The organism is Staphylococcus lloydii (assembly GCF_015775975.1).
GTDB lineage: Bacteria > Bacillota > Bacilli > Staphylococcales > Staphylococcaceae > Staphylococcus > Staphylococcus lloydii.
On the sequence record NZ_CP064056.1, the window covers coordinates 1,410,608 to 1,432,584 of the forward strand.

24 protein-coding genes and 1 other RNA gene are annotated in these 21,977 nt (G+C 32.4%); 21 read left to right on the plus strand and 4 right to left on the minus strand.

The annotated features are described in order from the left end of the window. The first annotated feature begins 11 nt into the window (after nucleotides 1-11). Genes ISP08_RS06910 through ISP08_RS06920 form a run of 3 tightly spaced genes read left to right on the plus strand, consistent with a single transcriptional unit; the run spans nucleotide 12 to nucleotide 1,691 of the window. The gene (locus tag ISP08_RS06910) at nucleotides 12-698 is read left to right on the plus strand and encodes a DnaD domain-containing protein (RefSeq protein ID WP_195718141.1); all 687 of its coding nucleotides are present in this window, start codon (nucleotides 12-14) and stop codon (nucleotides 696-698) included. Then, nucleotides 688-1,347 carry an endonuclease III gene (nth, locus tag ISP08_RS06915; RefSeq protein WP_048793175.1) on the plus strand — a complete coding sequence of 220 codons (660 nt, stop codon included), beginning with the start codon at nucleotides 688-690 and terminating at the stop codon, nucleotides 1,345-1,347. The genes ISP08_RS06910 and nth overlap by 11 nt, the downstream gene beginning before the upstream one ends. Nucleotides 1,348-1,352: 5 nt before the next feature. After that, nucleotides 1,353-1,691, plus strand: coding sequence for a YpoC family protein (locus ISP08_RS06920; protein WP_195718142.1), 339 nt, complete (start codon nucleotides 1,353-1,355; stop codon nucleotides 1,689-1,691). A gap of 78 nt (nucleotides 1,692-1,769) precedes the next feature. Here ISP08_RS06920 and ISP08_RS06925 read toward each other — a convergent pair whose 3' ends face one another. Further along, the gene (locus ISP08_RS06925) at nucleotides 1,770-3,974 is read right to left on the minus strand and encodes a transglycosylase domain-containing protein (RefSeq protein WP_195718143.1); all 2,205 of its coding nucleotides are present in this window, start codon (nucleotides 3,972-3,974) and stop codon (nucleotides 1,770-1,772) included. After that, nucleotides 3,971-4,600, minus strand: coding sequence for a Holliday junction resolvase RecU (recU, locus tag ISP08_RS06930; protein ID WP_195718144.1), 630 nt, complete (start codon nucleotides 4,598-4,600; stop codon nucleotides 3,971-3,973). Before recU ends, ISP08_RS06925 begins: the two co-directional genes overlap by 4 nt. A gap of 257 nt (nucleotides 4,601-4,857) precedes the next feature. Between recU and ISP08_RS06935 the strand changes: the two genes are divergently transcribed. The 9 genes from ISP08_RS06935 (at nucleotide 4,858) to ISP08_RS06975 (ending at nucleotide 14,437) form a co-directional block, all read left to right on the plus strand. After that, entirely contained in the window at nucleotides 4,858-5,193 is a 336-nt protein-coding gene (locus ISP08_RS06935; protein WP_048793179.1) for a DUF1798 family protein, read from the plus strand. Then, nucleotides 5,190-5,756 carry an SLOG family protein gene (locus ISP08_RS06940; protein ID WP_048793180.1) on the plus strand — a complete coding sequence of 189 codons (567 nt, stop codon included), beginning with the start codon at nucleotides 5,190-5,192 and terminating at the stop codon, nucleotides 5,754-5,756. Before ISP08_RS06935 ends, ISP08_RS06940 begins: the two co-directional genes overlap by 4 nt. 13 nt (nucleotides 5,757-5,769) lie before the next feature. Further along, a complete protein-coding gene (gene gpsB / locus ISP08_RS06945) occupies nucleotides 5,770-6,117 on the plus strand; it encodes a cell division regulator GpsB (protein WP_048793181.1) in 348 nt (115 codons plus the stop codon). 120 nt (nucleotides 6,118-6,237) lie between these two features. Further along, an RNA gene (gene rnpB, locus ISP08_RS06950) (RNase P RNA component class B) lies at nucleotides 6,238-6,620 on the plus strand. A gap of 153 nt (nucleotides 6,621-6,773) precedes the next feature. Beyond that, nucleotides 6,774-7,907 (plus strand): THUMP domain-containing class I SAM-dependent RNA methyltransferase, encoded by a 1,134-nt coding sequence (locus ISP08_RS06955; RefSeq protein ID WP_195718145.1) that lies wholly within the window; start codon nucleotides 6,774-6,776, stop codon nucleotides 7,905-7,907. 24 nt (nucleotides 7,908-7,931) lie between these two features. Continuing rightward, entirely contained in the window at nucleotides 7,932-8,837 is a 906-nt protein-coding gene (rarD, locus tag ISP08_RS06960; RefSeq protein ID WP_048793183.1) for an EamA family transporter RarD, read from the plus strand. Between the two features lie 420 nt (nucleotides 8,838-9,257). Then, nucleotides 9,258-9,893, plus strand: coding sequence for an SDR family oxidoreductase (locus ISP08_RS06965; protein ID WP_048793184.1), 636 nt, complete (start codon nucleotides 9,258-9,260; stop codon nucleotides 9,891-9,893). Nucleotides 9,894-10,091: 198 nt separating this feature from the next. After that, a complete protein-coding gene (locus ISP08_RS06970) occupies nucleotides 10,092-13,532 on the plus strand; it encodes a dynamin family protein (RefSeq protein WP_195718146.1) in 3,441 nt (1,146 codons plus the stop codon). A gap of 23 nt (nucleotides 13,533-13,555) precedes the next feature. Beyond that, entirely contained in the window at nucleotides 13,556-14,437 is an 882-nt protein-coding gene (locus ISP08_RS06975) for a 5'-3' exonuclease (RefSeq protein WP_195718147.1), read from the plus strand. A gap of 28 nt (nucleotides 14,438-14,465) precedes the next feature. On the opposite strand, the gene ISP08_RS06980 is transcribed toward ISP08_RS06975, so the two are convergent. Beyond that, nucleotides 14,466-14,876, minus strand: coding sequence for a ribonuclease HI family protein (locus ISP08_RS06980; protein ID WP_195718148.1), 411 nt, complete (start codon nucleotides 14,874-14,876; stop codon nucleotides 14,466-14,468). A 160-nt stretch (nucleotides 14,877-15,036) separates the two neighbouring features. Between ISP08_RS06980 and ISP08_RS06985 the strand changes: the two genes are divergently transcribed. Then, the gene (locus ISP08_RS06985) at nucleotides 15,037-15,606 is read left to right on the plus strand and encodes an RBBP9/YdeN family alpha/beta hydrolase (protein WP_195718149.1); all 570 of its coding nucleotides are present in this window, start codon (nucleotides 15,037-15,039) and stop codon (nucleotides 15,604-15,606) included. A 22-nt stretch (nucleotides 15,607-15,628) separates the two neighbouring features. Here the strand turns inward: ISP08_RS06985 and ISP08_RS06990 are convergent, their stop codons facing one another. Beyond that, nucleotides 15,629-16,333 (minus strand): queuosine precursor transporter, encoded by a 705-nt coding sequence (locus ISP08_RS06990; protein ID WP_048793189.1) that lies wholly within the window; start codon nucleotides 16,331-16,333, stop codon nucleotides 15,629-15,631. A gap of 310 nt (nucleotides 16,334-16,643) precedes the next feature. Here ISP08_RS06990 and ISP08_RS06995 point away from each other — a divergent pair, with 310 nt between their 5' ends. The 8 genes from ISP08_RS06995 to msrB all read left to right on the plus strand — a co-directional run bounded on the left by ISP08_RS06995 (nucleotide 16,644) and on the right by msrB (nucleotide 21,969). Further along, complete coding sequence (locus ISP08_RS06995; protein WP_232136061.1) at nucleotides 16,644-16,835, plus strand: zinc-finger domain-containing protein; 192 nt, start codon at nucleotides 16,644-16,646, stop codon at nucleotides 16,833-16,835. Between the two features lie 13 nt (nucleotides 16,836-16,848). Next, nucleotides 16,849-17,967 (plus strand): conserved virulence factor C family protein, encoded by a 1,119-nt coding sequence (locus tag ISP08_RS07000; RefSeq protein ID WP_195718150.1) that lies wholly within the window; start codon nucleotides 16,849-16,851, stop codon nucleotides 17,965-17,967. 41 nt (nucleotides 17,968-18,008) lie between these two features. After that, a complete protein-coding gene (brxA, locus tag ISP08_RS07005) occupies nucleotides 18,009-18,446 on the plus strand; it encodes a bacilliredoxin BrxA (RefSeq protein ID WP_048793191.1) in 438 nt (145 codons plus the stop codon). Nucleotides 18,447-18,593: 147 nt separating this feature from the next. After that, nucleotides 18,594-19,550, plus strand: a complete 957-nt coding sequence (locus ISP08_RS07010) for a thymidylate synthase (RefSeq protein ID WP_195718151.1) — start codon at nucleotides 18,594-18,596, stop codon at nucleotides 19,548-19,550. 34 nt (nucleotides 19,551-19,584) lie between these two features. Next, nucleotides 19,585-20,076 carry a dihydrofolate reductase gene (locus tag ISP08_RS07015; protein ID WP_048793193.1) on the plus strand — a complete coding sequence of 164 codons (492 nt, stop codon included), beginning with the start codon at nucleotides 19,585-19,587 and terminating at the stop codon, nucleotides 20,074-20,076. Nucleotides 20,077-20,079: 3 nt separating this feature from the next. Next, nucleotides 20,080-20,919 carry a DegV family protein gene (locus ISP08_RS07020; protein WP_195718152.1) on the plus strand — a complete coding sequence of 280 codons (840 nt, stop codon included), beginning with the start codon at nucleotides 20,080-20,082 and terminating at the stop codon, nucleotides 20,917-20,919. 101 nt (nucleotides 20,920-21,020) lie between these two features. Further along, nucleotides 21,021-21,548 (plus strand): peptide-methionine (S)-S-oxide reductase MsrA, encoded by a 528-nt coding sequence (gene msrA, locus ISP08_RS07025; RefSeq protein WP_195718153.1) that lies wholly within the window; start codon nucleotides 21,021-21,023, stop codon nucleotides 21,546-21,548. Beyond that, nucleotides 21,541-21,969 (plus strand): peptide-methionine (R)-S-oxide reductase MsrB, encoded by a 429-nt coding sequence (gene msrB, locus ISP08_RS07030; protein WP_048793196.1) that lies wholly within the window; start codon nucleotides 21,541-21,543, stop codon nucleotides 21,967-21,969. The genes msrA and msrB overlap by 8 nt, the downstream gene beginning before the upstream one ends. The last annotated feature ends 8 nt before the right edge of the window (nucleotides 21,970-21,977 follow it).

The following is a 21,977-nucleotide window of genomic DNA, read 5'->3' on the forward strand; positions in this document are numbered from 1 at the left end:
GGGGAAACTGGATGAATGCCTATCAATTAAAAACAAGACCGGTTGTTATTCGTAAAGAACTCCTTTATCATTACAACGAACTTGGCATTAATGAAACTGAATTAGTAATTTTGATTAAGTTACTCCACGCCGGCGAGACGTCAAATAAGCAGCCATCGATCGAGTCGTTACAACAAGGTACAACTTTAGAAGCCAGACAAATTACTGCAATTATTCAAAACTTAATTCAACGCGATTTATTGAACCTTAATGTACGCAAAGACGAAGAGGGGAAATTCACTGAATATATGGATTTAGATCCTTTTTACGATAAGCTAAGCTCAATTTTGACACAATCTGACATTACTCAAAAAACTAAGCAAAATGAATTAGATTTTAATCAATTATTCCAAAATGTTGAACAAACTTTCGGACGTCCTTTGTCACCATTTGAAATGGAAACATTAAATCAATGGATTGATGTCGATCAACATGATTTAGATGTTATTCAAGCTGCTTTAGATGAGGCGTCGAGTCAAAATAAATTATCGTTTAAATATTTAGACCGCATTTTATTAAACTGGAAGAAAAATAATGTGAAGACGATTGAAGATTCTAAAAAAATTACCCAACAATTTAATCAACCTAAAATGAAACATACTGTGGAAAATATACCGAAAGTTGATTGGCTAAATGGAGGTTCACCTGATGGTAAGTAATAAAAAAGCTTTAAATATGATAGATGTCATAGCGAAAATGTTTCCAAACGCAGAATGTGAACTTGTGCATGACAATCCTTTTGAACTCACAATTGCCGTTTTGCTATCTGCTCAAACGACAGATAATGCAGTTAATAAAATTACTAAACCACTCTTTGAAAAATATAAAAGTCCAGAGGATTATTTAGCAGTAGACATTTCGGAATTAGAAAATGATATTAGAACTATTGGACTATATAGAAACAAAGCGAAAAATATTAAAAAGCTTTGCCAATCGTTGTTAGACAAATTTGATGGGCAAATTCCGCAAACACATGCTGAATTAGAGAGCTTAGCGGGTGTAGGAAGAAAAACAGCCAACGTAGTTATGAGTGTTGCTTTTGGCGAACCCTCATTAGCAGTTGATACACATGTCGAAAGAGTTTCTAAACGACTGGGTATCTGTCGTTGGAAAGATAACGTGAGACAAGTAGAAGACAAGCTATGTAAAGTAGTTCCAAGAGAACGTTGGAATAGAACACATCATCAATTAATATTTTTTGGTAGATACCACTGTCTGTCACGTAGCCCTAAATGTGACATTTGTCCACTTTTTGAAGATTGTAGAGAAGGCCAAAAACGTTACAAGGCGACAATGAAAGAAGCGTGATAAATATGATTACTAAAGATGACTTTAATAATATAGAATCAGAGTTAGATTACTTTGCACATCATAAGCAATTGAAATCTGATAAAGCAAAAACATACTTAGATAAATACTTTGATTTAATTATCGATTATTTTAAGCAAATTAATAACATTCAATCATTAAATTTAGATGAATTAGAACAATTACCAGTCGTTCCTATGAATTTTCTAGAACGCTATCGCTATATGCAACAAAGAAAATATCATTTTATGGGTTACCGTCAAATGAAAACGTTAAAATCTGAATTAATAAAAATGAACGCATCTTATCAAATAAGACAAAAAAACTCCGGTCTCAGTAATTGAGACCGGAGCCTTTTTTGTTTAGTTACAAGTAAATAACTAAGTTAACGCATTGGCACTTCTATGTGAAGTAGTGTCGTCTTATTGTTGACTTGCGTTGTTAGTACTTTGACTATTTGTAGTACTTTGACTGTTTGCATTAGTTGAACTATTGCTAGAACTACTGTTTGAACTACTGTTTGAACTTGATGAGTTTGAACTACTGCTTCCGCCTTGTCCAGTTGGTTTGTTATCAGTAGTGTCATCATCCTTATGACCTTTAATGTACAAGCTATCCTTACTGTCGCCACCAACTGAATCTGGTTTTTTGTAATCTTCACCATTTTTAGGGTTGATTTGTGACATTACATCTTTTAATAGATATTGAGGATATTCTTGTTCAGTATGACCAACGAATGAATTAGTACCACCTTGTTTGACTTTATTGAAGCCCATCCACACTGACATAGTGTACTTAGGCGTAAAGCCATTAATCCAAACATCTTTTGCTGCATCATCAGGTAAGTTGTACTGTTGATAAGTTTCCTGACCATAAGTACCTGTACCAGTTTTAGCAGCTAAGTTAATGCCGTCTACACCGTGTCCATACGCTGAACCATATGCTTCAAATGTACCTTTAAGGATTTCAGCAAGCATATAAGATGTAGAATCTTTCATAGCTTTATGGCTAGTATGATCGTATTCGATCGTGTCGCCATCTTCTTTAACAACTTTTTTAATAGAGTGTGCATTGTTATAAGTACCACCATTTGCAATTGAAGCAAATGCTGAAGCTAATTGAGTAGGTGAGAATTCAGAAGCTGAACCACCAAGTACTTCAGAAGGACCAATGTCACTACTATAGTCTAAGCCAACTTTCTTAGCAAATTTCTTCGGTGCGTCTTTACCTGCATCTTGGATTGTATCTTGCCAAGTTTTTAGTGCTGGGATATTGAAACTTTCTCTCAATGCATCATAAATTTTAACTGTACCATGACCTTTAGTGTCATAGTTTCTAAATGTTACACCGTCTACTTGATAAGAGCTTTCGTCTTTAATCGCGTGATTAGTTGCCCAGTTCATATTTTCAATCGCTGGACCGTATGCTAAGAACGGTTTTAAAGAAGAACCAGTAGGGTGTGCATCAGTTGCTTGGTTTCTATCTACAATATCTTTATAGTTACGACCACCAGAAATTGCTGCTAGTGAACCTGACTTACTGTCTACGATTGAAGCACCAACTTGTTGATCACTATTTTTGTAGTAGCTACCATTATTAATGCGATCTTGTAACGTTGATTGAGCATCTTTATCCATGTTTGTATAAATCTTGACGCCGCTGTTTAATACAGAACCTAAATTTTTATTTTTAAATTCTGGATTATTCATTAATTCTGATTTAACAAAGTTAATGTACGAATCATACTCTGGATGCTCATTCTTATCTGTGACTTCACGTTGCTTGTCAGTACGTTTAACTAAGTTATCTTGAAGTGACGTTTTTTGCGCCTCTTCTTTTTGTTTCTTAGTTATTCTATGGTGATAGTTCATTAGATAAAGTACCGTATCTTTTCTTGATTCCGCTTCTTTAGGATGATCATAGATGTTGTAAGTATTTGGTACTTGAGGTAAACCTGCTAAATATGCTGATTCAGCTAGATTTAAATCTTTTAAATCTTTGTTGAAATAATACTTAGCTGCGGCTTTAACACCGTAAACACCGTCAGAGTAATAAATTTTGTTTAAGTATATTTGGAAAATTTCATCCTTACTATACTCTTGTTCTAAACGGTAAGATAAGTATGCTTCTTGTGCTTTACGTGCGATAGATTTTTGATCTGTAAGGAATGAACGTTTTACAACTTGTTGTGTTAACGTTGATGCACCTTGTGAACCAAAACCACCTGTAAGGTTTTTCGCAACAGCACCAAATAGACGTTTATAGTCTAAAGCACCATGATCATAGAATCTATTATCTTCAGTAGCCAATACTGCATTTTTCATGTTTTTTGGCACTTCATCAAGATCCACATGAGCACGACGTTGGCCATTATCCACTGTTTTTATCAAATCGCCATCTTTATCATAAATCTTAGCTGGGATAGGATCTTGTAATTTCGACTCAGTAAATGCAGGAGCTTTCCATGCATAATAAGCGAATAACAAAATACCTACAAGCGCTAATACGATAAACGCAATTATTAGAAAACCAATGATTTTAATGACTGTACGCTTGATATTTCTATTCTTTTTTTTCTCGGACTTTCCATTGTTGTTTGCATCGGAAGTCCTCTTGTTCTCCGTCATACGCGGTCCTCACTTTCATCTAATATCAACTTATCAACTGCTTTGAGATAATTCAATCGTGGTTGATACTGATAAGGAATATAGTAACCATTTTTTCTAAATTCTTCAACCGTTATAGACTTTTTAATGTTATTTTTATATCTATTCCAAAAGAATTCAAATTTAGAATAGGGCAATAGAAAGACCTCATCTAGCGATTTGAAACGTATTAATAAAAATACGATGCCTCCTTGTTTATAACAAGCTTTCATGTGCTTAACCTGATGTTCATGAATGTTACTAAGTGGAAAGGAAGTTTTATTTTTAGTTTCTTTTGCTTCAAAGTCTACATAATGTCCACTATACAAGCCATTATAATCGGTTGTAGATGGTGTCCTAAAATAAGCCTCATTAATCACAGCTTTACTACGCCTTGGATAGTCGACGTTAACAATTTGAACTGGTGTTGGTTTCTTATGTATCACTGCAACACCATGGTGTAAATAAAAAGTATTGCTTTTTTCAATATCACCTTCCAGTGACATACCTCTACCACCGTAATCAATGTTACTAGATTGATTAGATTGTTTACGTCCGACTTGAGCCTTATTTCTATCTATAAATGGTTTGCCATTAGGGTAATTCATGTTTTTCACCACACTCGTCTCAAATTCATAATACTTTTTTCTATTGTATATGAACTTAAGTGATTATACTATCTCGTGAGAAAGGTAAAAATGTATGTGTTTAGCACTACATACATCCTTATATATTTTAACGCTCTTTCTAAAATTAAACAATCATTCTAAGAACTAATATTACAATTTTAATTTAAATATAATTCCACATTATAAATGACGCAAAATGCCTTTTATGGTAAATTTATTGTGTAGGAGGTTATCTCATGCCACAATTTATTGATGACTTAATAAATGATGTACAACTTATGCAAACGCGTTATGAGATTGCCAAAGAAGAAGGGGATTACGATTTTTATGAGGTAGTTAAACCTTTTACAACTCATATCGATAATTTAATCACTCAAATTAAAGCACATAAAACTGAAATATTAAGCCTTTCTTATATGAACAATCAAAAGTTTGAAATTTTAATTTCTAATATAGAAACTTTGTCGGTTGAATGTCATTTTAAACGAACAAGTAGGAAATTGTTTATGGAAAAACTAAAGGCTGTGCAATATGATTTAGGCTATATACAGAGAAGTGAGTTGCCACTATGATTAAAACAATTTATATTACTGGTTATAAATCTTTTGAGTTGAATATTTTTAAAGATGACGCCCCTGAAGTATATTATTTAAAACAATTTATCGAACATAAATTTAAACAATTGATTGACGAAGGTTTAGAATGGGTATTAGTACAGGGTCAGCTTGGTATAGAACTATGGGCAGCCGAAGTCGTATTATCATTAAAAGCTACTTATCCTGAGTTGAAATTAGGTATCATTACGCCATTCTATGGTCATACAGAAAGATGGAATGATGTTAACAAAAGTAAGTATATGCAAATAGAACAGCAGGCTGATTTTGTGGATAGTGTTTTTCATACTAACTATGAAGGACCACATCAGTTCCAACAGACTGACCAGTTTATGTTAGACCATACAGATCAAACAATTTTGATTTATGACGAAGAGCAAGAGGCAAGCCCAAAGTTTTTTAAAACGAAGTTAGTTGAATTTAAAGATAAAACAAACTATACTTGTGACATAGTGACGTTTGATGAATTGACAGAATTCATTAACGATTTACAATGGTCTCAAGAACAAAGTTTTGAATGAGGTGGAGAGAAAAATGTCAGATGTTTCATTAAAACTATCAGCAAAAGATATTTACGAAAAAGATTTCGAAAAAACGATGACTCGTGGTTACAGAAGGGAAGAAGTTGACGCATTTTTAGATGATATCATTGCAGATTATCAAAAAATGTCCGATTTAAACAATGAGGTAGTAAAACTATCCGAAGAAAATAGTAAACTTAAAAAAGAACTTGAAGATTTAAGATTACGCGTTGCAACAACAAGACCACAAGAAAATAAAAACTTCTCATCAAACAGTAACAACAACAATAGCAACAGTAATAATAACGTAGATATTCTTAAACGTATTTCTAACTTAGAAAAAGCAGTATTTGGTAAATAATCTTACTATGTAACTGCAGTCAATGCGTTACGGTACATATTAAAGTAGGCTTTGAATTTTTCAAAACCTACTTTATTTTATTGTTTAACTTTAAATAAAGTGATACAATTCTAAAGATGGTATTTTGGGTAATCGCTATAGCGATATAGAGGAAAGTCCATGCTCACACAGTCTGAGATGATTGTAGTGTTCGTGCTTGACGAAACAATAAGTCAAGGCATTAATTTGACGGCAACGAAATAACCTAAGTTGTTTCAATATGGTTAAAATAGTTTGAAAGTGCCACAGTGACGTAGCTTTTATAGAAATATAAAAGGTGGAACGCGGTAAACCCCTCGAGTGAGCAATCCAAATTTGGTAGGAGCACTTGTTTAGCGGAATTCAACGTATAAACGAGACATTTTTTTACGATTTAAAAATGTGTAGACAGATGGTTACCACCTGCGTACCAGTGTAACTAGAACACGTTATGAGTACAACGGTACAGAACATGGCTTACAAAAATATCATCACTAGTTGCAAAGCTCTCCCATGTAGGAGAGCTTTTTTAATGTTATAAAAAGGAAAAATCAATATTTAATATTGGAGTTCAACTTATATCTATTTAAAACAACTTTTGATACGATAGAATATATACTTTTTTAAGGAGAAACAATATGTATAAATTATTAGCTGTATGTCCAATGGGACTTGAATCAATTGTAGCTAAAGAAGTACAAGAATTAGGTTATGAAACGACAGTAGAAAATGGCAAAATCTTTTTCGAAGGTGACGAATCTGCAATAGTTAAATGTAATTTATGGTTAAGAACTGCAGACAGAGTCAAGATTGTTGTTGGCCAGTTTACTACAACAACATTCGATCATTTGTTTGAACAAACAAAATCGTTACCATGGGAAGCTTTTATAGACCAAGATGGTAGCTTTCCTGTCCAAGGTAAAAGCGTTAAATCAACATTGTATAGTGTGCCAGATTGCCAAGCTATAGTTAAAAAAGCAATTGTTGAGCGTCTAAAATCTGCTTATAACGAAAGCGGTTGGTTAAATGAAACTGGCGCTAAATATCCAATTGAGATATCTATTTTAAAAGACAAGGCATTATTAACGATAGATACTTCTGGTTCTGGATTAAACAAAAGAGGATATAGACTCGCACAAGGTGAAGCACCAATTAAAGAAACTTTAGCAGCAAGTTTAATTAGACTAGCTAATTGGAATGGTGATACACCATTAATTGATCCATTTTGTGGTTCAGGTACGATAGCAATCGAAGCTTGTCTGATCGCTCAAAACATTGCACCTGGTTTTAATAGAGATTTCGTTTCAGAATCGTGGGATATTATTCCAGACAATTTATACGATGATATGCGTAACGAAGCTGAAAATATGGCTGATTACGACCGTCATGTCGAGATTTATGCTTCAGATATCGATCCAGAGATGATTGAAATCGCTAAAAGAAACGCCGAAGAAGTAGGTTTAGGTGATATTATTCAATTTAGCGTTAAAGACGTTAACACTTTAACAATTGATACCGAAGAACCTGTTGCCTTAATAGGTAACCCTCCTTATGGTGAACGTATAGGTGATAGAGCCGAGGTTGAGGAAATGTATAGATATATAGGTAAGCTAATGAATGAACATCCATATCTATCGACATATATCTTAACAAGCAATAAAGAATTTGAGTTCTTAACAAATAAAAAAGCTACAAAAAGAAGGAAATTATTTAACGGTTATATTGAATGTACATACTTCCAATATTGGGGAGCAAAGAAACCGAAAAACTAATTAAATAAAAGCGGAGGTGTCTACATGAATAATGAATTTAGAAGAGGGATTTTGTTTGCCTTCGCAGCGTATTTCTTATGGGGCGTTTTACCCATATATTGGGACTTAATACATGGATTTGGTGCCTTTGAAATATTAGCATATAGAATTGTATTCTCTATGATTTTTATGGTATTAGTAGTCGTTATATCTAATAAGACGAAACCGTTTATTAACAACGTCAATCAACTCATTAAGCAACCTTTACAACTTGTCGCAATTATTGCCGCAGGGTACGTGATTACGATTAACTGGGGGACTTTTATTTGGGCCGTAACTAACGGGCATGTCTTACAATCAAGTTTAGGATATTACATTAACCCACTAATCAGTATTTTATTAGCCTTTATATTTTTAAAAGAACGTTTTAATAAATTTGAATGGATTGCCATTGCATTAGCCTTTATTGGTGTCTTATATATGACATTTGAAATTGGTGTATTTCCATATGTTTCATTATTATTAGCCTTTTCATTCGGTTTATATGGCTTGATTAAAAAGTTAGTTCCAATTGATGCGATTAGTAGTATTACAATTGAATGTATCGTGACTGCACCAGCTGGAATTATATATTTATGGTATGTCACACAACAGGGGCATAGTGGTTTTGGCATGAATATTTCCACATTATGGATTGTATTCTCAGGTGCCGTAACTGCAATACCGCTCATATTATTTTCTGCAGGTGCCAAACGTATCCCGTTATCTTTAACTGGTTTTCTTCAATACATTGGACCTACGCTGATGTTTGTATTAGGCGTCTTTGTTTTCAAAGAACCTTTTGATATCCATCAATTTATCACGTTTATCTTTATTTGGTTAGGTATTATTGTTTATAGCATTTCACAATACTTAAAAATCAAAAAAAGCAAAAATCCAGTTATTCAATAATTTTATATAACTATCAAAACAAGGCAATTACTATTCATGTAGTAATTGCCTTGTTTTATGATATAAAGTTCCTCGTCATTTAAGCAATGACTACATTGATTAATGCTCCAAGAGGATAGATAATGCCACATTTCTTTTAATTAAAATAGTTTAAGCGTTAGCCCTATGAGTTGTTTCATTTTACTAATGATGAGAATTGTACAATAATATAATAATGTCATCATATCGTTAACGCTTTAAACACAACGTTTAAATAGAGTTTAATACTAGAATAATTTACTCAACTATATTATGGTAAAAGTAATGAGTAATATAGTGCTTAAAACCACACAATCTACAAAATATATTTTTAAAATATTAAAACTAAGCGTTAGCTACAAACTTTAAAGTTAACTAAATTTTTTAAGTAGGAGTGAGATAATGAGAAGAGTATTAATATTAGGGGCAAACGGAGCAGTAGCAAAAGCTGCAATAAATTCATTTTTAGAAAACACTAACTATACTTTACGACTATTTCTAAGAGATGCAAATAGATTACCGGACTATGCATCAGATCGTATTAGAGTTCGTGAAGGGGACGCAACAAATTACGAAGATGTTGAAAATGCGATGGACGATGTAGATTTCGTAGTCGCAAGTTTATCCGGAGAATTAGATAAAGAAGCTACTGTCATTGCAAAAGCTATGGCGAATAAGAACGTCAAACGTTTAGTATTTGTCACTGCATTAGGTATTTATGACGAAGTACCAGGTAACTTTGGAGCATGGGTCAAAGACCAAGTTAGCGACAAATTAAAAGTTTATCGTGAAGCAGCTGATATTATTGAATCTTCTGGTTTAGATTACACAATCTTAAGACCAGCATGGCTAAGCCATAAAAATGAAATAGATTATGAAACAACTGCTAAAAACGAACCCTTCAAAGGTACTGAGGTTTCACGCAAAAGTGTTGCGGCAGTGATTGTAAATATTGCTAAAGACCCTGAGCTATATCTCAATGAAAATATAGGTATAAATAAACCTAATAGTACAGGTGATAAGCCATCTTGGCTGTAAAAAGTCATACCGTCAAATGAGTCCGTATAATGTAATCATGCGAAAGTGATTATATATACGGACTTTTTATGTTTAAATAGACATTAGCGCTAAGTAAGCAAATATTATAAACTATAATGTAAGTGATACTTTAGACAAAGGTTAATTTGTTATACAATATAAATAATTATAAGTAAGCATTAAAGGGGATTTCAGCAAATGGGTAACACAGAGCAACTCGACATATTATATAAATTAAAAAAAGAAGTAGAAAAATCTAGTAACGATAGACTTATTCATATTATCAATCAAGTAATTAAAAAAGTTTACTTAAATCAATATACAGCCACATTTGTAGGTCATTTTTCAGCAGGTAAATCAACGCTAATTAACTTACTATTAGAACAAAGCATTTTACCAAGTTCTCCGGTACCTACAACGAGCAATACGGCAATTGTATCCGTCGATGACGAACCGGGTCTTATAGCGAACTTAAGTAATAAACAATATACACAATTAGATTCATACGATGAAGTTAAACAGATGAACAGACAAAACGTCGACGTAGAATCTATTGAAATTAAATTCCCTTCATCAAAATTCAATAAAGGGTTCACTTTGCAAGATACACCGGGTGTAGACTCGAATGTTTCAACACACCAATCCAGTACAGAACAATTTATGTACACGAGTAATGTAATTTTTTATACAGTAGATTATAACCATGTTCAATCAGCTTTAAATTTCCAGTTTATGAAGCAACTGAACCAAGCAAACGTACCTATTGTTTTTGTTATAAATCAAATAGATAAACATAATGATGAAGAATTGCACTTTGACGACTTCAAAAAGCGCGTAGAAAAATCAGTCAATGAATGGGATATTAATTTAGATAAAATATTTTATGTTTCAAAATACGAACATCCTAATAATGAAATTAATGCGTTATCCGATTATCTTGTCGCAAAAGATAATGAAAGAGAAACACTAGAACATTATGTTGAACGTATTGTTAAATTTATTACTGACGAACAATTATCTTATATTCAAAATGAAATTCAAGATACTTTAACGCAATTAGGTATCGAAGAAGAAGATTTTGACCAAGCATATATTAATTTCCAACAACATCAAGAAGTTAGTGAAGAAGCACAATTATTAAATGATCCAGATAAGTTATATAACTTTTTATATCAAAAAAGAAAAGATATATTAGAAAATGCTTATATTATGACTCACGACACACGTGAATTAATCAGAGACTATCTAGAAAGTTTAAGTAAACAATTCAAAGTAGGCGGACTATTTAATAAAAAGAAAAAGACTTTAGAAGTTCAAGAAGAACGTCTAAATTTAGTAATTGAACAATTACAAGATAAGGTAAATCAACAGATTAGACAGCCATTACGAGAAGATATGTCATTTTTGACAAGATTTATTAACTCTTCAGAAGTCAATGATGCCATTCTCAATCAACATTATGTAATAGAGCCAAGCCTTGTACAAAATCTTTATAAAGAACAAATAAATATAACTAATCAATACGTGTTAACATTTTGTGATGAAGTATTAAAAGCGATACAACAATTTATAAAAAAAGAATCTGATCCACTATTTAAAAAAGCCATAAATTTATCTCACGCGTCTGAAATCAATGATGAATCTCAAGATGATTATAATGATTATGAGAATTTTATCGCTTTACGTAACTTAAGAGAATCTTTAACTACTCGAAATTACAGACATTATTATATCCATATCGATGATTCTCTAGATAAACTAATTGATCGAAAAGAAATTACGTTTGATTTATCTCAAACAGAAGAACAACAAGAAAATCATGCACAAGCTCAAGCACAATCTACAGTAGTTAAAGAAGATCAAACAAGTAAAATAAAACAAGGTTTATCATTAATCGAACAAATACCATTATTTGAACAAACAAAACAAGATATTGCTAATACCATTAAACGTATGGATAACAAAGTTGTAAAAATTGGTGTCTTTGGCACATTCAGTGCAGGTAAAAGTAGTTTAATTAATGCATTATTAGGTGATAATTACTTAGTTAGTTCGCCAAATCCTACTACCGCTGCCATGACCGAAATTTCATACGGTGAAGAAAGTGAAATTACGCTAAAATCAGAAGCGCAATTACTGGAAGAACTTAATAGCGTTTATGAGGTTACGGGTCAATCTTTCGAAACTATTCCATCGTATATTGAATCTATTAACGATAAATTAAAAGGTCAATTAGAAAAAAATCAACTTGCGTTTGTTAATGCAATTGAAAAACACTATAATGACTATCAAACAAAAATAGCGTCAGGCTTAACTCATAAAATTGCCAAAGATGAAATTAGAAAATGGAGTGCAGAAGACGAGTATGCCACATTCGTTAATACCGTACACTTAAAATTACCACTGCCATGGCTAGAAGATAAGATTATTGTCGATTCATTAGGCTTACACTCAAATAACCAACGACATACGAATGAAACAGAAAAGGTTTTAACCTCATCAGATTTAATTTTATATGTCAGTTACTTTAACCATGCATTTACAGATAATGACAAGAAATTTATTGAACACATGAAAGATATGAATCAATTAAATTCTAATCAAGCTTTCAAGATGGTAATTAACGCGGTTGATTTGGCAGAAAATAATGATGATTTAACAGCAGTCTATGATTATGTGAGAAATGCCTTACTTCAAGTAAATATGGACCCAACAATTTACTCTGTATCAAGTAGAGCATCGCTCAAAGGAAATGATGGCGAAATGAAATCATTACGTGATGATATAGAACATTTCACTGTCGTAGAATCAAAATATATTCTACAGGATCAAATGCTTAACCAATTGCATCATGTTTCAAATGCATATGAGCAAATGATCGATGAATATGAAACAAATAAATCTAAAATCGAAGAAAGAACATCTAAATTACGTAAGTATGATGGTAAAAATGTGATTCAACCTTCATTAATGCAAAATGTTAATAACAGTACAGATAATGAAGTTGAAGATCAACTTTATCATCTGGTAGAACGCTTAAAAATTCAATTACGAGATGAAGTACGTTCAGTCTTTAATAGTCAAATGACTAAATGCGATGATTTTAATGAAGAAAAGAAAAAAGCGACAAAAATTTATTTAGATCAAATTCATCAACGTCTTTATTTAGAACAATCGTTACTCGTAGAACGCATAAAGAATCATTTCGAAGAACAATATATTAATGAGATGGCACCACTCAAACAAAAACTAGAACATTTACACGTCTTTATCACACCAGAAGTGGATGCGACATTTTTACGTTTAGATGAGCCGTATTTAACTGTTGATTTCAATAAAATGTTGTCATCGTTACCAAAATCATTAACGAAAAAGAAATTAATACAACCGAATGTGCAACAACAAATACAAGAAGAAATTACCGAAAACACGATATCACAATTACAACCCAAAATTGCTGATTTAAGAGAAGGTCTTAACCATGTAGTATCAGATATGTCTAACAAAGTTGATGACCTTAACGAACAATTAGAACAAGAAATACAATCTCAAATTCAAGCATTGCTATCATTTAAACTTGATGACGATTTAATTAAATCATTAAAAACGACAAATGATGAGTTAGCAAAAATTTTGTAACATAAAGAAAGAAGGCTATTATAATGTCTAATAAAGTTTTACTCGTTGATGGCATGGCTTTACTATTTCGTCACTTTTATGCAACGAGTTTACACAATCAATTTATGAAAAATTCTCAAGGTATACCTACAAATGGGGTTCAAGGTTTTGTACGCCACGTTTTCACAGCTTTAAATGAAATCAATCCTACACACGTAGCAGTTTGTTGGGATATGGGGCAACAGACTTTCCGTAATGAAATGTTTGAAGGATACAAACAAAATAGACCTGCACCGCCAGAAGAATTAATTCCGCAATTTGATTTTGTCAAAGAAGTTTCAGAACAATTTGGTTTTGTTAACGTCGGTGTTACAAATTATGAAGCGGATGATGTGATAGGGACATTGGCTCATCATTTATCTGAAGACAACGAAATTTATGTCGTAACTGGCGATAGAGATATATTGCAATGTATCAATTCAAACGTTGAAATATGGTTAACGAAGAAAGGTTTTAATATTTACAATCGCTATACATTAGACCGCTTCGTTGACGAGTATGGTGTAGAACCAAAACAGTTAATAGACATTAAAGCCTTTATGGGAGATAGTGCAGATGGTTACCCAGGTGTAAAAGGTATTGGTGAGAAAACAGCAATTAAATTAATTCAGCAATATGGTTCTGTAGAAAATGTCATTGAAGCCATTGATGAATTAACTGCGGGGCAACAAAAGAAAATCACTGCAGATCTAACTAATCTTAAAATCTCTAAAACATTGGCTCAAATTCATACAGAAGTGCCATTAAATATCGCACAATTATTACCAGCTATGCAATTTGGTACATCTTTAACAAATGCTTTAGACGTTTGTAAAGAACACGAATTATATGTATCCGGTAAATATTTAGCCACTCATTTCAAATAATAAAAAGAAGCGGTGATGACGTAGCTTGTCATTTCCGCTTCTTTGTTTGTCGTGTATTATTATATAAGGCTTGTTGCGCATAGTGATTTGCTTCTTTATTTTGATTACGAGGAACCCATTTAACGAACATTAAATCAAAATGATTTGCAAGGCTTAATGCTTTATTCAAATAAGGTTTAAATTTATCACTTTTTACTTGCTCTCTATTAACACTATCTTCTATTAATTTCGAATCAGTAAAGACTAAAGCATTATCAATATTTAACTCAATTGCACAATGCAATGCAAACTCAAATGCAGCCCATTCAGCGCTATGGTTATCTAATACACCTAAATCATTTTCAAATATATATCGTTCTTCTTCTGTAACGATTATGACAGCACAACTACTTAATCCAGGATTGCCTCCGGTTGCTGCATCAAAATATATTTTAGCCAATATATACACCTCTTAACTTAGATTACCTTTATTTTAGCAAATTTCTAAATATGATAATAATTAACTCGCCTTGACGACGTGTTCATCTGTTATTATCTTAGATTATGCTATCGTAATATATAAATTGAATTAATAACTGTTTAATGTGAAGGAGATACTAATGAAAAACTTATTTATTATTCATGGTTATAAAGCCAATACTAAAAGCCATTGGTTTCAATGGTTAAAAACCACTATGTTGGAATATGGTTACACAACAGAAATTCTACCACTTCCCAACTCTGAAGAGCCACAATACAAAGCGTGGTCGCAAACGCTAGACGATTATTTAGCACATAAATTAACAAATGAAACAATCATCGTCGCACATAGCCTAGGCGTTATAACTACGCTAGACTATTTATCACATCATGCGTCTGAAACTACTATAAAAGGTTTATTCCTTATCTCTGGGTTTAATGAATTATTACCCAATATACCAGAATTAGATGACTTTATTTCACAGACAAATATTTCATTAGATAATATTAACGCGCAAACTATAAAAGTAATAGGGGCAACAGCTGATCCAATAGTTAATATAGATGCGACGCGTAGATTGTCTGCTTCATTAGACATGGATACTATAGAAGTTCCGCACGAAGGGCACTTTTTAGAAAATGAAGGTTATACGACCTTTGAATTTTTATTAAAACAAATTACTGATTTATTAAATAAAAAAAGAGATTGAATGACTTCAATCTCTTTTCGGCTTAATAGCCTTCATCTTTACTTGTAATTTTGCCTCTACGGTACATTGATTTTGCAACATAACCAAAAGGTACGTTAAATATTGTTGATAATAGTTTCAATACATAAGTCGTAATGAAAATTTCAAATACTGCAGCGTTAGGCATTGAACCAGCAAATGCGATTAAGACAAATAATGCTGTATCTATAATATTACTAAATAAAGTACTACCGTAAGCTCTTATAATAAAAGTTCTATCTGAACTAAATACTTTTTTGATAAGTGAGAAAATCATAACATCAAGATGTTGCCCAATAATATAGGCAATAATAGAACCTAATGCGATTCGTGGGACAACATTAAATATTGTTTCTAAAGCGTGTTGTGATGTATCAACTGGTGAAGGGGTAAAGTGTAATGATAGTTGCATGACAATAATCATTACTAATGTTGAACTAAATCCTAACCATACGGCTCTCTTTGCTACTTTTCGGCCATAAATATCATTAAGTATATCTGTGGCTAAATAAATCGAAGCGAACATTACATTGCCTAAAGTAGCCGAGATAGAAAATAAATCAATCGTTTTAATCACTTGGATATTAGCTATAATTGTCCCGATAGCTACCCATGCAAGTAATCCGTGTTTCCCAAACATTCTGTACATAATAATTAATAATACAAAGGTAACTATAAAAGTAAAGATACCAAATAACTCGTTAAACATTTAATTTCCTCCTAAATTTTGATTAAGCGGGTGTTTAGAAACCGCAAAATGCAACTTATTAATTTTAATAGATTGCTAAGTAAAATGCAATATCGTAAAAAGCCGAACAGCTTATTTTAATTTTTTTACAACTTATATTAACCTTTTACAATGTACAACCTTTTGCATTCAACATTCTAACTTACAAATGCTATAATGTGGTTAATTGCTTGTTTTGAACTAATAATAAATTATTAGTGAAATAAATAGCTACACATTTTAAATATTATGTCTCAATACTATATTGATTTATTAAACTATAGGAGTGTGAATAGCAATTCTAACTTATTCTGAAAAAGAAGCTATTGCAGCAATTGATAACTTAATGAACACTTACTGCCATCAATGTATGCTTAAGGCTCATAATAGAAAAGAACATGGTAAAACGTATGCACATCACTTTTGCATAAATGAATGTTCAATTGGCAAACAAATTAAACAAATTGGAAATAACTTACAATAGGGAGGTAACATATATGGAAATAGTACGCGTAGAACCTACACCAAGTCCAAATACAATGAAAATAGTGTTAAGTGAAAAAAGAGAAGATAATAAATCAAATACTTATACAGCTGTTAAAGAAGGGCAACCTCAATTTATAAATGATTTATTAGCTCTAGACGATGTAAAATCTATTTTTCACGTGATGGACTTTTTAGCAGTGGATAAACAACCTAAAGCCGACTGGGAAGAAGTGTTACCACAAATTACCTCTACTTTAAATGATGAAATAGGCGAAACCCAAGAAGCAACACCAGACGAACATTTTGGCGAAATACAAGCTGAAGTTTTAATGTTTAAAGGAATCCCATACCAAATTAAACTTTCTAATAGCGAAGAGGAAAAGCGTAAACAATTACCAGAAGTATACGTAGATAGTATGCTCGCTGCGCAAAAAGAAAATGATAATGTTGTCTTTTTGAGAAAGTGGGAAGACTTTGGTATTAGATACGGTGAATTTGATGATATCATGTCTGAAATCAGCGATGAAATTACTGCGATGTATCCAAAAGAGCAGCTAGATAAATTAGTAAAAGATGCACAAGATACAGATATCGTCGTACCTGAAAAAGTATATACCCATGTCACTTTGGAAGAGTATAATAGTGCTGAAAATTGGAAAGACAGATTACGAATATTAAAACAATTTCCAACACCAACTTTAGAAGATTTGCCATTGCTTGGCAGTGTTTTAAGTGACGAAGAAAAAGCACCATTAAGACGTGAAGCGGTAGTGCTTTTAGGTATGCTTGAAGATGAGCAAGTGTTACCTTATTTATATAAAGGATTAAATGATAAAAGTCCTGGCGTACGACGCACAGCAGGTGATTGTCTTAGTGATTTAGGCTTTAAACAAGCATTACCAGAGATGGAAAAGGCACTAGACGATCCACAGAAAATAGTGCGTTGGAGAGCGGCAATGTTTTTATTTGATGAAGGTGGACCAGAACAGTTAGATAGTTTGAAGGCACATATTGACGATGATGCATATGAAGTTAAGTTACAGATAGAAATGGCAATTTCACGTATTGAAAATGGGGATGAAGCACTAGGGTCTGTATGGAAACAAATCGCCAATCGAAACAATAAATAGCACACAAATATTATTATTTTAAAACTTAGGAGTGTATTAATATGAACGCTTATGAAGCATATATGAATGAATTAGCGACACAAATGCGAGAAGAATTAACGTCTCACGACTTTGTTAGTTTAGAAACGCCTGACGCAGTCAAAGAACATATGGATAATGTATCAGAAGACGAAACGACGTTTGTGGTAATCAATTCAACTTGTGGTTGCGCAGCCGGGTTAGCACGTCCAGCAGCAGTTACTGTTGCCGAACAAAATGACAACAAACCTCAACACAAGGTTACTGTTTTTGCTGGGCAAGATAAAGAAGCTACACAAGAAATGAGAGATTATATACAACAAGTCCCTTCAAGTCCTTCTTATGCATTGTTTAAAGGAAATGAACTCAAACATTTCATTCCTAGAGAACACATTGAAGGTCGCGACATACAAGATATCTGTATGGATATTAAAGATGCATTCGATGAACATTGTTCATAATAATAAAAAAATTTAACTATTATATTCATTTTTCGCGATTGGCAAGTTAAGTCAATCGCGTTTTTTTATATTATTACTTTAAATCGATGACAATATGCAATATTATTAATACTAAGTATTTTATTGTTGAGAGGAGTGTGAATTTAAATGTTAAATGCTTTTGACAAAGCTTATCATGATTTATGTGAAGAAGTATTAGAAATAGGAAAATCAAAAGATGATCGAACACATACAGGTACAATTTCTAAATTCGGACACCAATTACGTTTTGATCTATCCAAAGGTTTCCCATTATTAACAACAAAAAAAGTATCATTTAAATTAGTTGCTACCGAATTATTATGGTTTATTAAAGGTGATACGAATATAAAATATTTATTACAATATAAAAACAATATTTGGAATGAGTGGGCATTTGAAAAATATATTAAGTCAGATGACTATCAAGGCCCAGATATGACAGATTTTGGACATAGAGCTCAAAGTGACGAAAACTTTAACGCGCGCTATAAAGAAGAAATGGCTAAATTTAAACAACAAATATTAGAAGATGATGCTTTTGCTGAAAAATACGGGGATTTAGGAAATGTTTATGGTAAACAATGGCGAGATTGGCAAGACAAAGACGGCAATCATATTGATCAATTAGCTAATGTTATCGAGCAAATCAAACAAAACCCTAATTCACGTAGACATATCGTTTCAGCTTGGAATCCTGCCGAAATTGATACAATGGCATTACCGCCATGTCATACAATGTTCCAATTTTATGTCCAAGACGGTAAACTCAGTTGCCAATTATATCAACGCAGTGCTGATATTTTCTTAGGTGTTCCATTTAATATAGCAAGTTATAGTTTATTAACACATTTAATTGCTAACGAATGTGGTCTAGAAGTAGGCGAATTTATTCATACTTTTGGTGATGCCCATATTTATTCCAATCATATGGAAGCAATTGAAACACAACTCGAACGCGAGAGTTATAATGCACCAACTATTAAAATTAATAGCGACAAATCACTTTTCGATATAAATTATGAAGATTTGACGCTTGAAAATTATGAATCGCATCCAGCAATAAAAGCTCCCATTGCGGTTTAACCATAATAAATAAACATTTTTAGGGGAAGATATTATGACACTTTCAATATTGGTCGCCCATGACCAACAACGCGTTATAGGTATAGACAATCAATTGCCTTGGCATTTACCTAATGATTTAAAACACGTTAAAAAACTGTCTACTGGTCACACGCTTGTGATGGGGAGAGCAACATTTGAATCTATAGGTAAACCATTGCCAAATAGAAAAAACGTTGTATTGACTAGAAACACTTCATTTAAAGCTGAAGGTGTTGAAGTTATACATTCAATTGATGAAATATATGATTTAACTGGTCATATATTCATTTTTGGGGGACAAACATTGTTTGAAGAAATGATTGATGTCGTCGATGATATGTATATTACTGTTATAGAAGATAAATTTAATGGCGATACATTTTTCCCACCTTATACTTTTGAAGATTGGGAAGTTGAATCATCTGTAACAGGTACTTTAGACGATAAAAATACAATACCTCACACATTTTTACATTTGGTTCGTAAGAGACAACAAGGAGGATAACTTATGGCAGAATTGAAAATTGTGACAGATTCTACTTCTGATTTATCTAAGCAATACCTTCAAGATAATGATATACATGTAGTTCCTCTTAATTTAACGATTGATGGGGAATCTTACATTGATCAAGTTGATATTACTTCCGAAGAATTTATAGAAAAGGTAGAGGCTGACGCCGATGTTAAGACAAGTCAGCCTCCTATTGGTAAATTCATTGAGTTATATGACAAACTTGGTGCAGATGGTTCCGAAATAATTAGTATTCATATGACTTCCGGTTTGAGTGGCACGTATCAAACAGCGGTGCAAGCTAGTCAAATGACAGACAGCAAAGTTACAGTCATTGATTCTAAATCAATTTCTTATGGCCTTGGTTATCAAATAAAACAAATAGTAGAATGGAAAAACGAACAAGTAGCAGTTGCAGATATTGAAAAACAAGTTATTGAGTTACAAAAAAATATTAAACTCTATGTGGTCATTGGGCAGTTACATCAGCTCATAAAAGGTGGTCGTATTAGTAAAACAAAAGGTTTAATCGGAAATATGATTAAAATTAAACCAGTGGGTACATTAATAGACGGTAAAATTGAATTAGTTCACAATTCACGCACACAAAATTCGAGTATTCAATTTTTAAAAAAAGAAGTTGCTCACTTTATTGAAAATCATAATGTTAAAGCAATTGGTATAGCACATGCTAATATTATGCAATTTGTTGATAAAGTAAAAAAACATTTTTCTGAAGAATTCGATTTTAGTGATTTTGATGTAAATACAACTACACCTATTATTTCTGCACATACAGGTCAAGGTGCCATTGGTTTAGTCGTATTGAAATCATAACTGCTATATATTGAAAAATGAATATTACTTCAAACATTTTAATAGCAAATTTCTTAATTTATTGTTAATTTTATGACAAGATATATTTTAGGAGGCTTATTATGGCATATGCAACATTAGCCGGAGGATGTTTTTGGTGTTTAGTTAAACCATTTACATCATATCCAGGTATAAAAGATGTAGTCTCAGGATACAGCGGTGGAAACATTGATAATCCTACCTATGAACAAGTAAGTACAAATAAGACTGGTCATGTAGAAGCAGTGCAAATCACTTATGATGCAGATGTTACAACATTTGAAAATATTTTAGATATATATTTCAAAACATTTGATCCAACTGATAATACGGGTCAGTTTTTCGACCGTGGTGAACATTATGAACCTGTTATTTTTTATCATGATGAAGAACAGAAAAAAGCTGCCGAACATAAAATACAACAACTGAATGAGCAGCAAATTTTTGATAAACCAGTTATTACACCAATCAAACCATATAAAAACTTTTATCCAGCAGAAGATTACCATCAAGATTATTATAAAAAGAACCCGTTACATTATGAACAATATCAACGCGGTTCAGGAAGAAAAGCGTTTATAGAAAAGCATTGGGGGGAACAACATGATTAAGAAAAGTAAAGATGAATTAACAGAAATGGAACATTTAGTTACACAAGAAGATGGTACAGAACCACCATTTCAAAATGAATATTGGAACCATTTTGATAAAGGGATTTATGTAGATAAACTATCTGGCAAACCATTGTTCACTTCTGAAGAAAAATTCGAGTCAGATTGTGGCTGGCCAAGTTTTTCTAAAGCTTTAGATGATGAAGAAATCATTGAACTCGTTGACAAATCAATGGGCATGATTAGAACTGAAGTGAGATCAGAAGATTCAAATAGTCATTTAGGTCATGTATTTAATGACGGACCTAAAGAATCTGGCGGTTTACGTTACTGCATTAATTCTGCAGCAGTACAATTTATCCCATATGATAAATTAGAAGAATTAGGTTATGGAGATTTGATACCACATTTTAAAAATTAAGGAGCGAA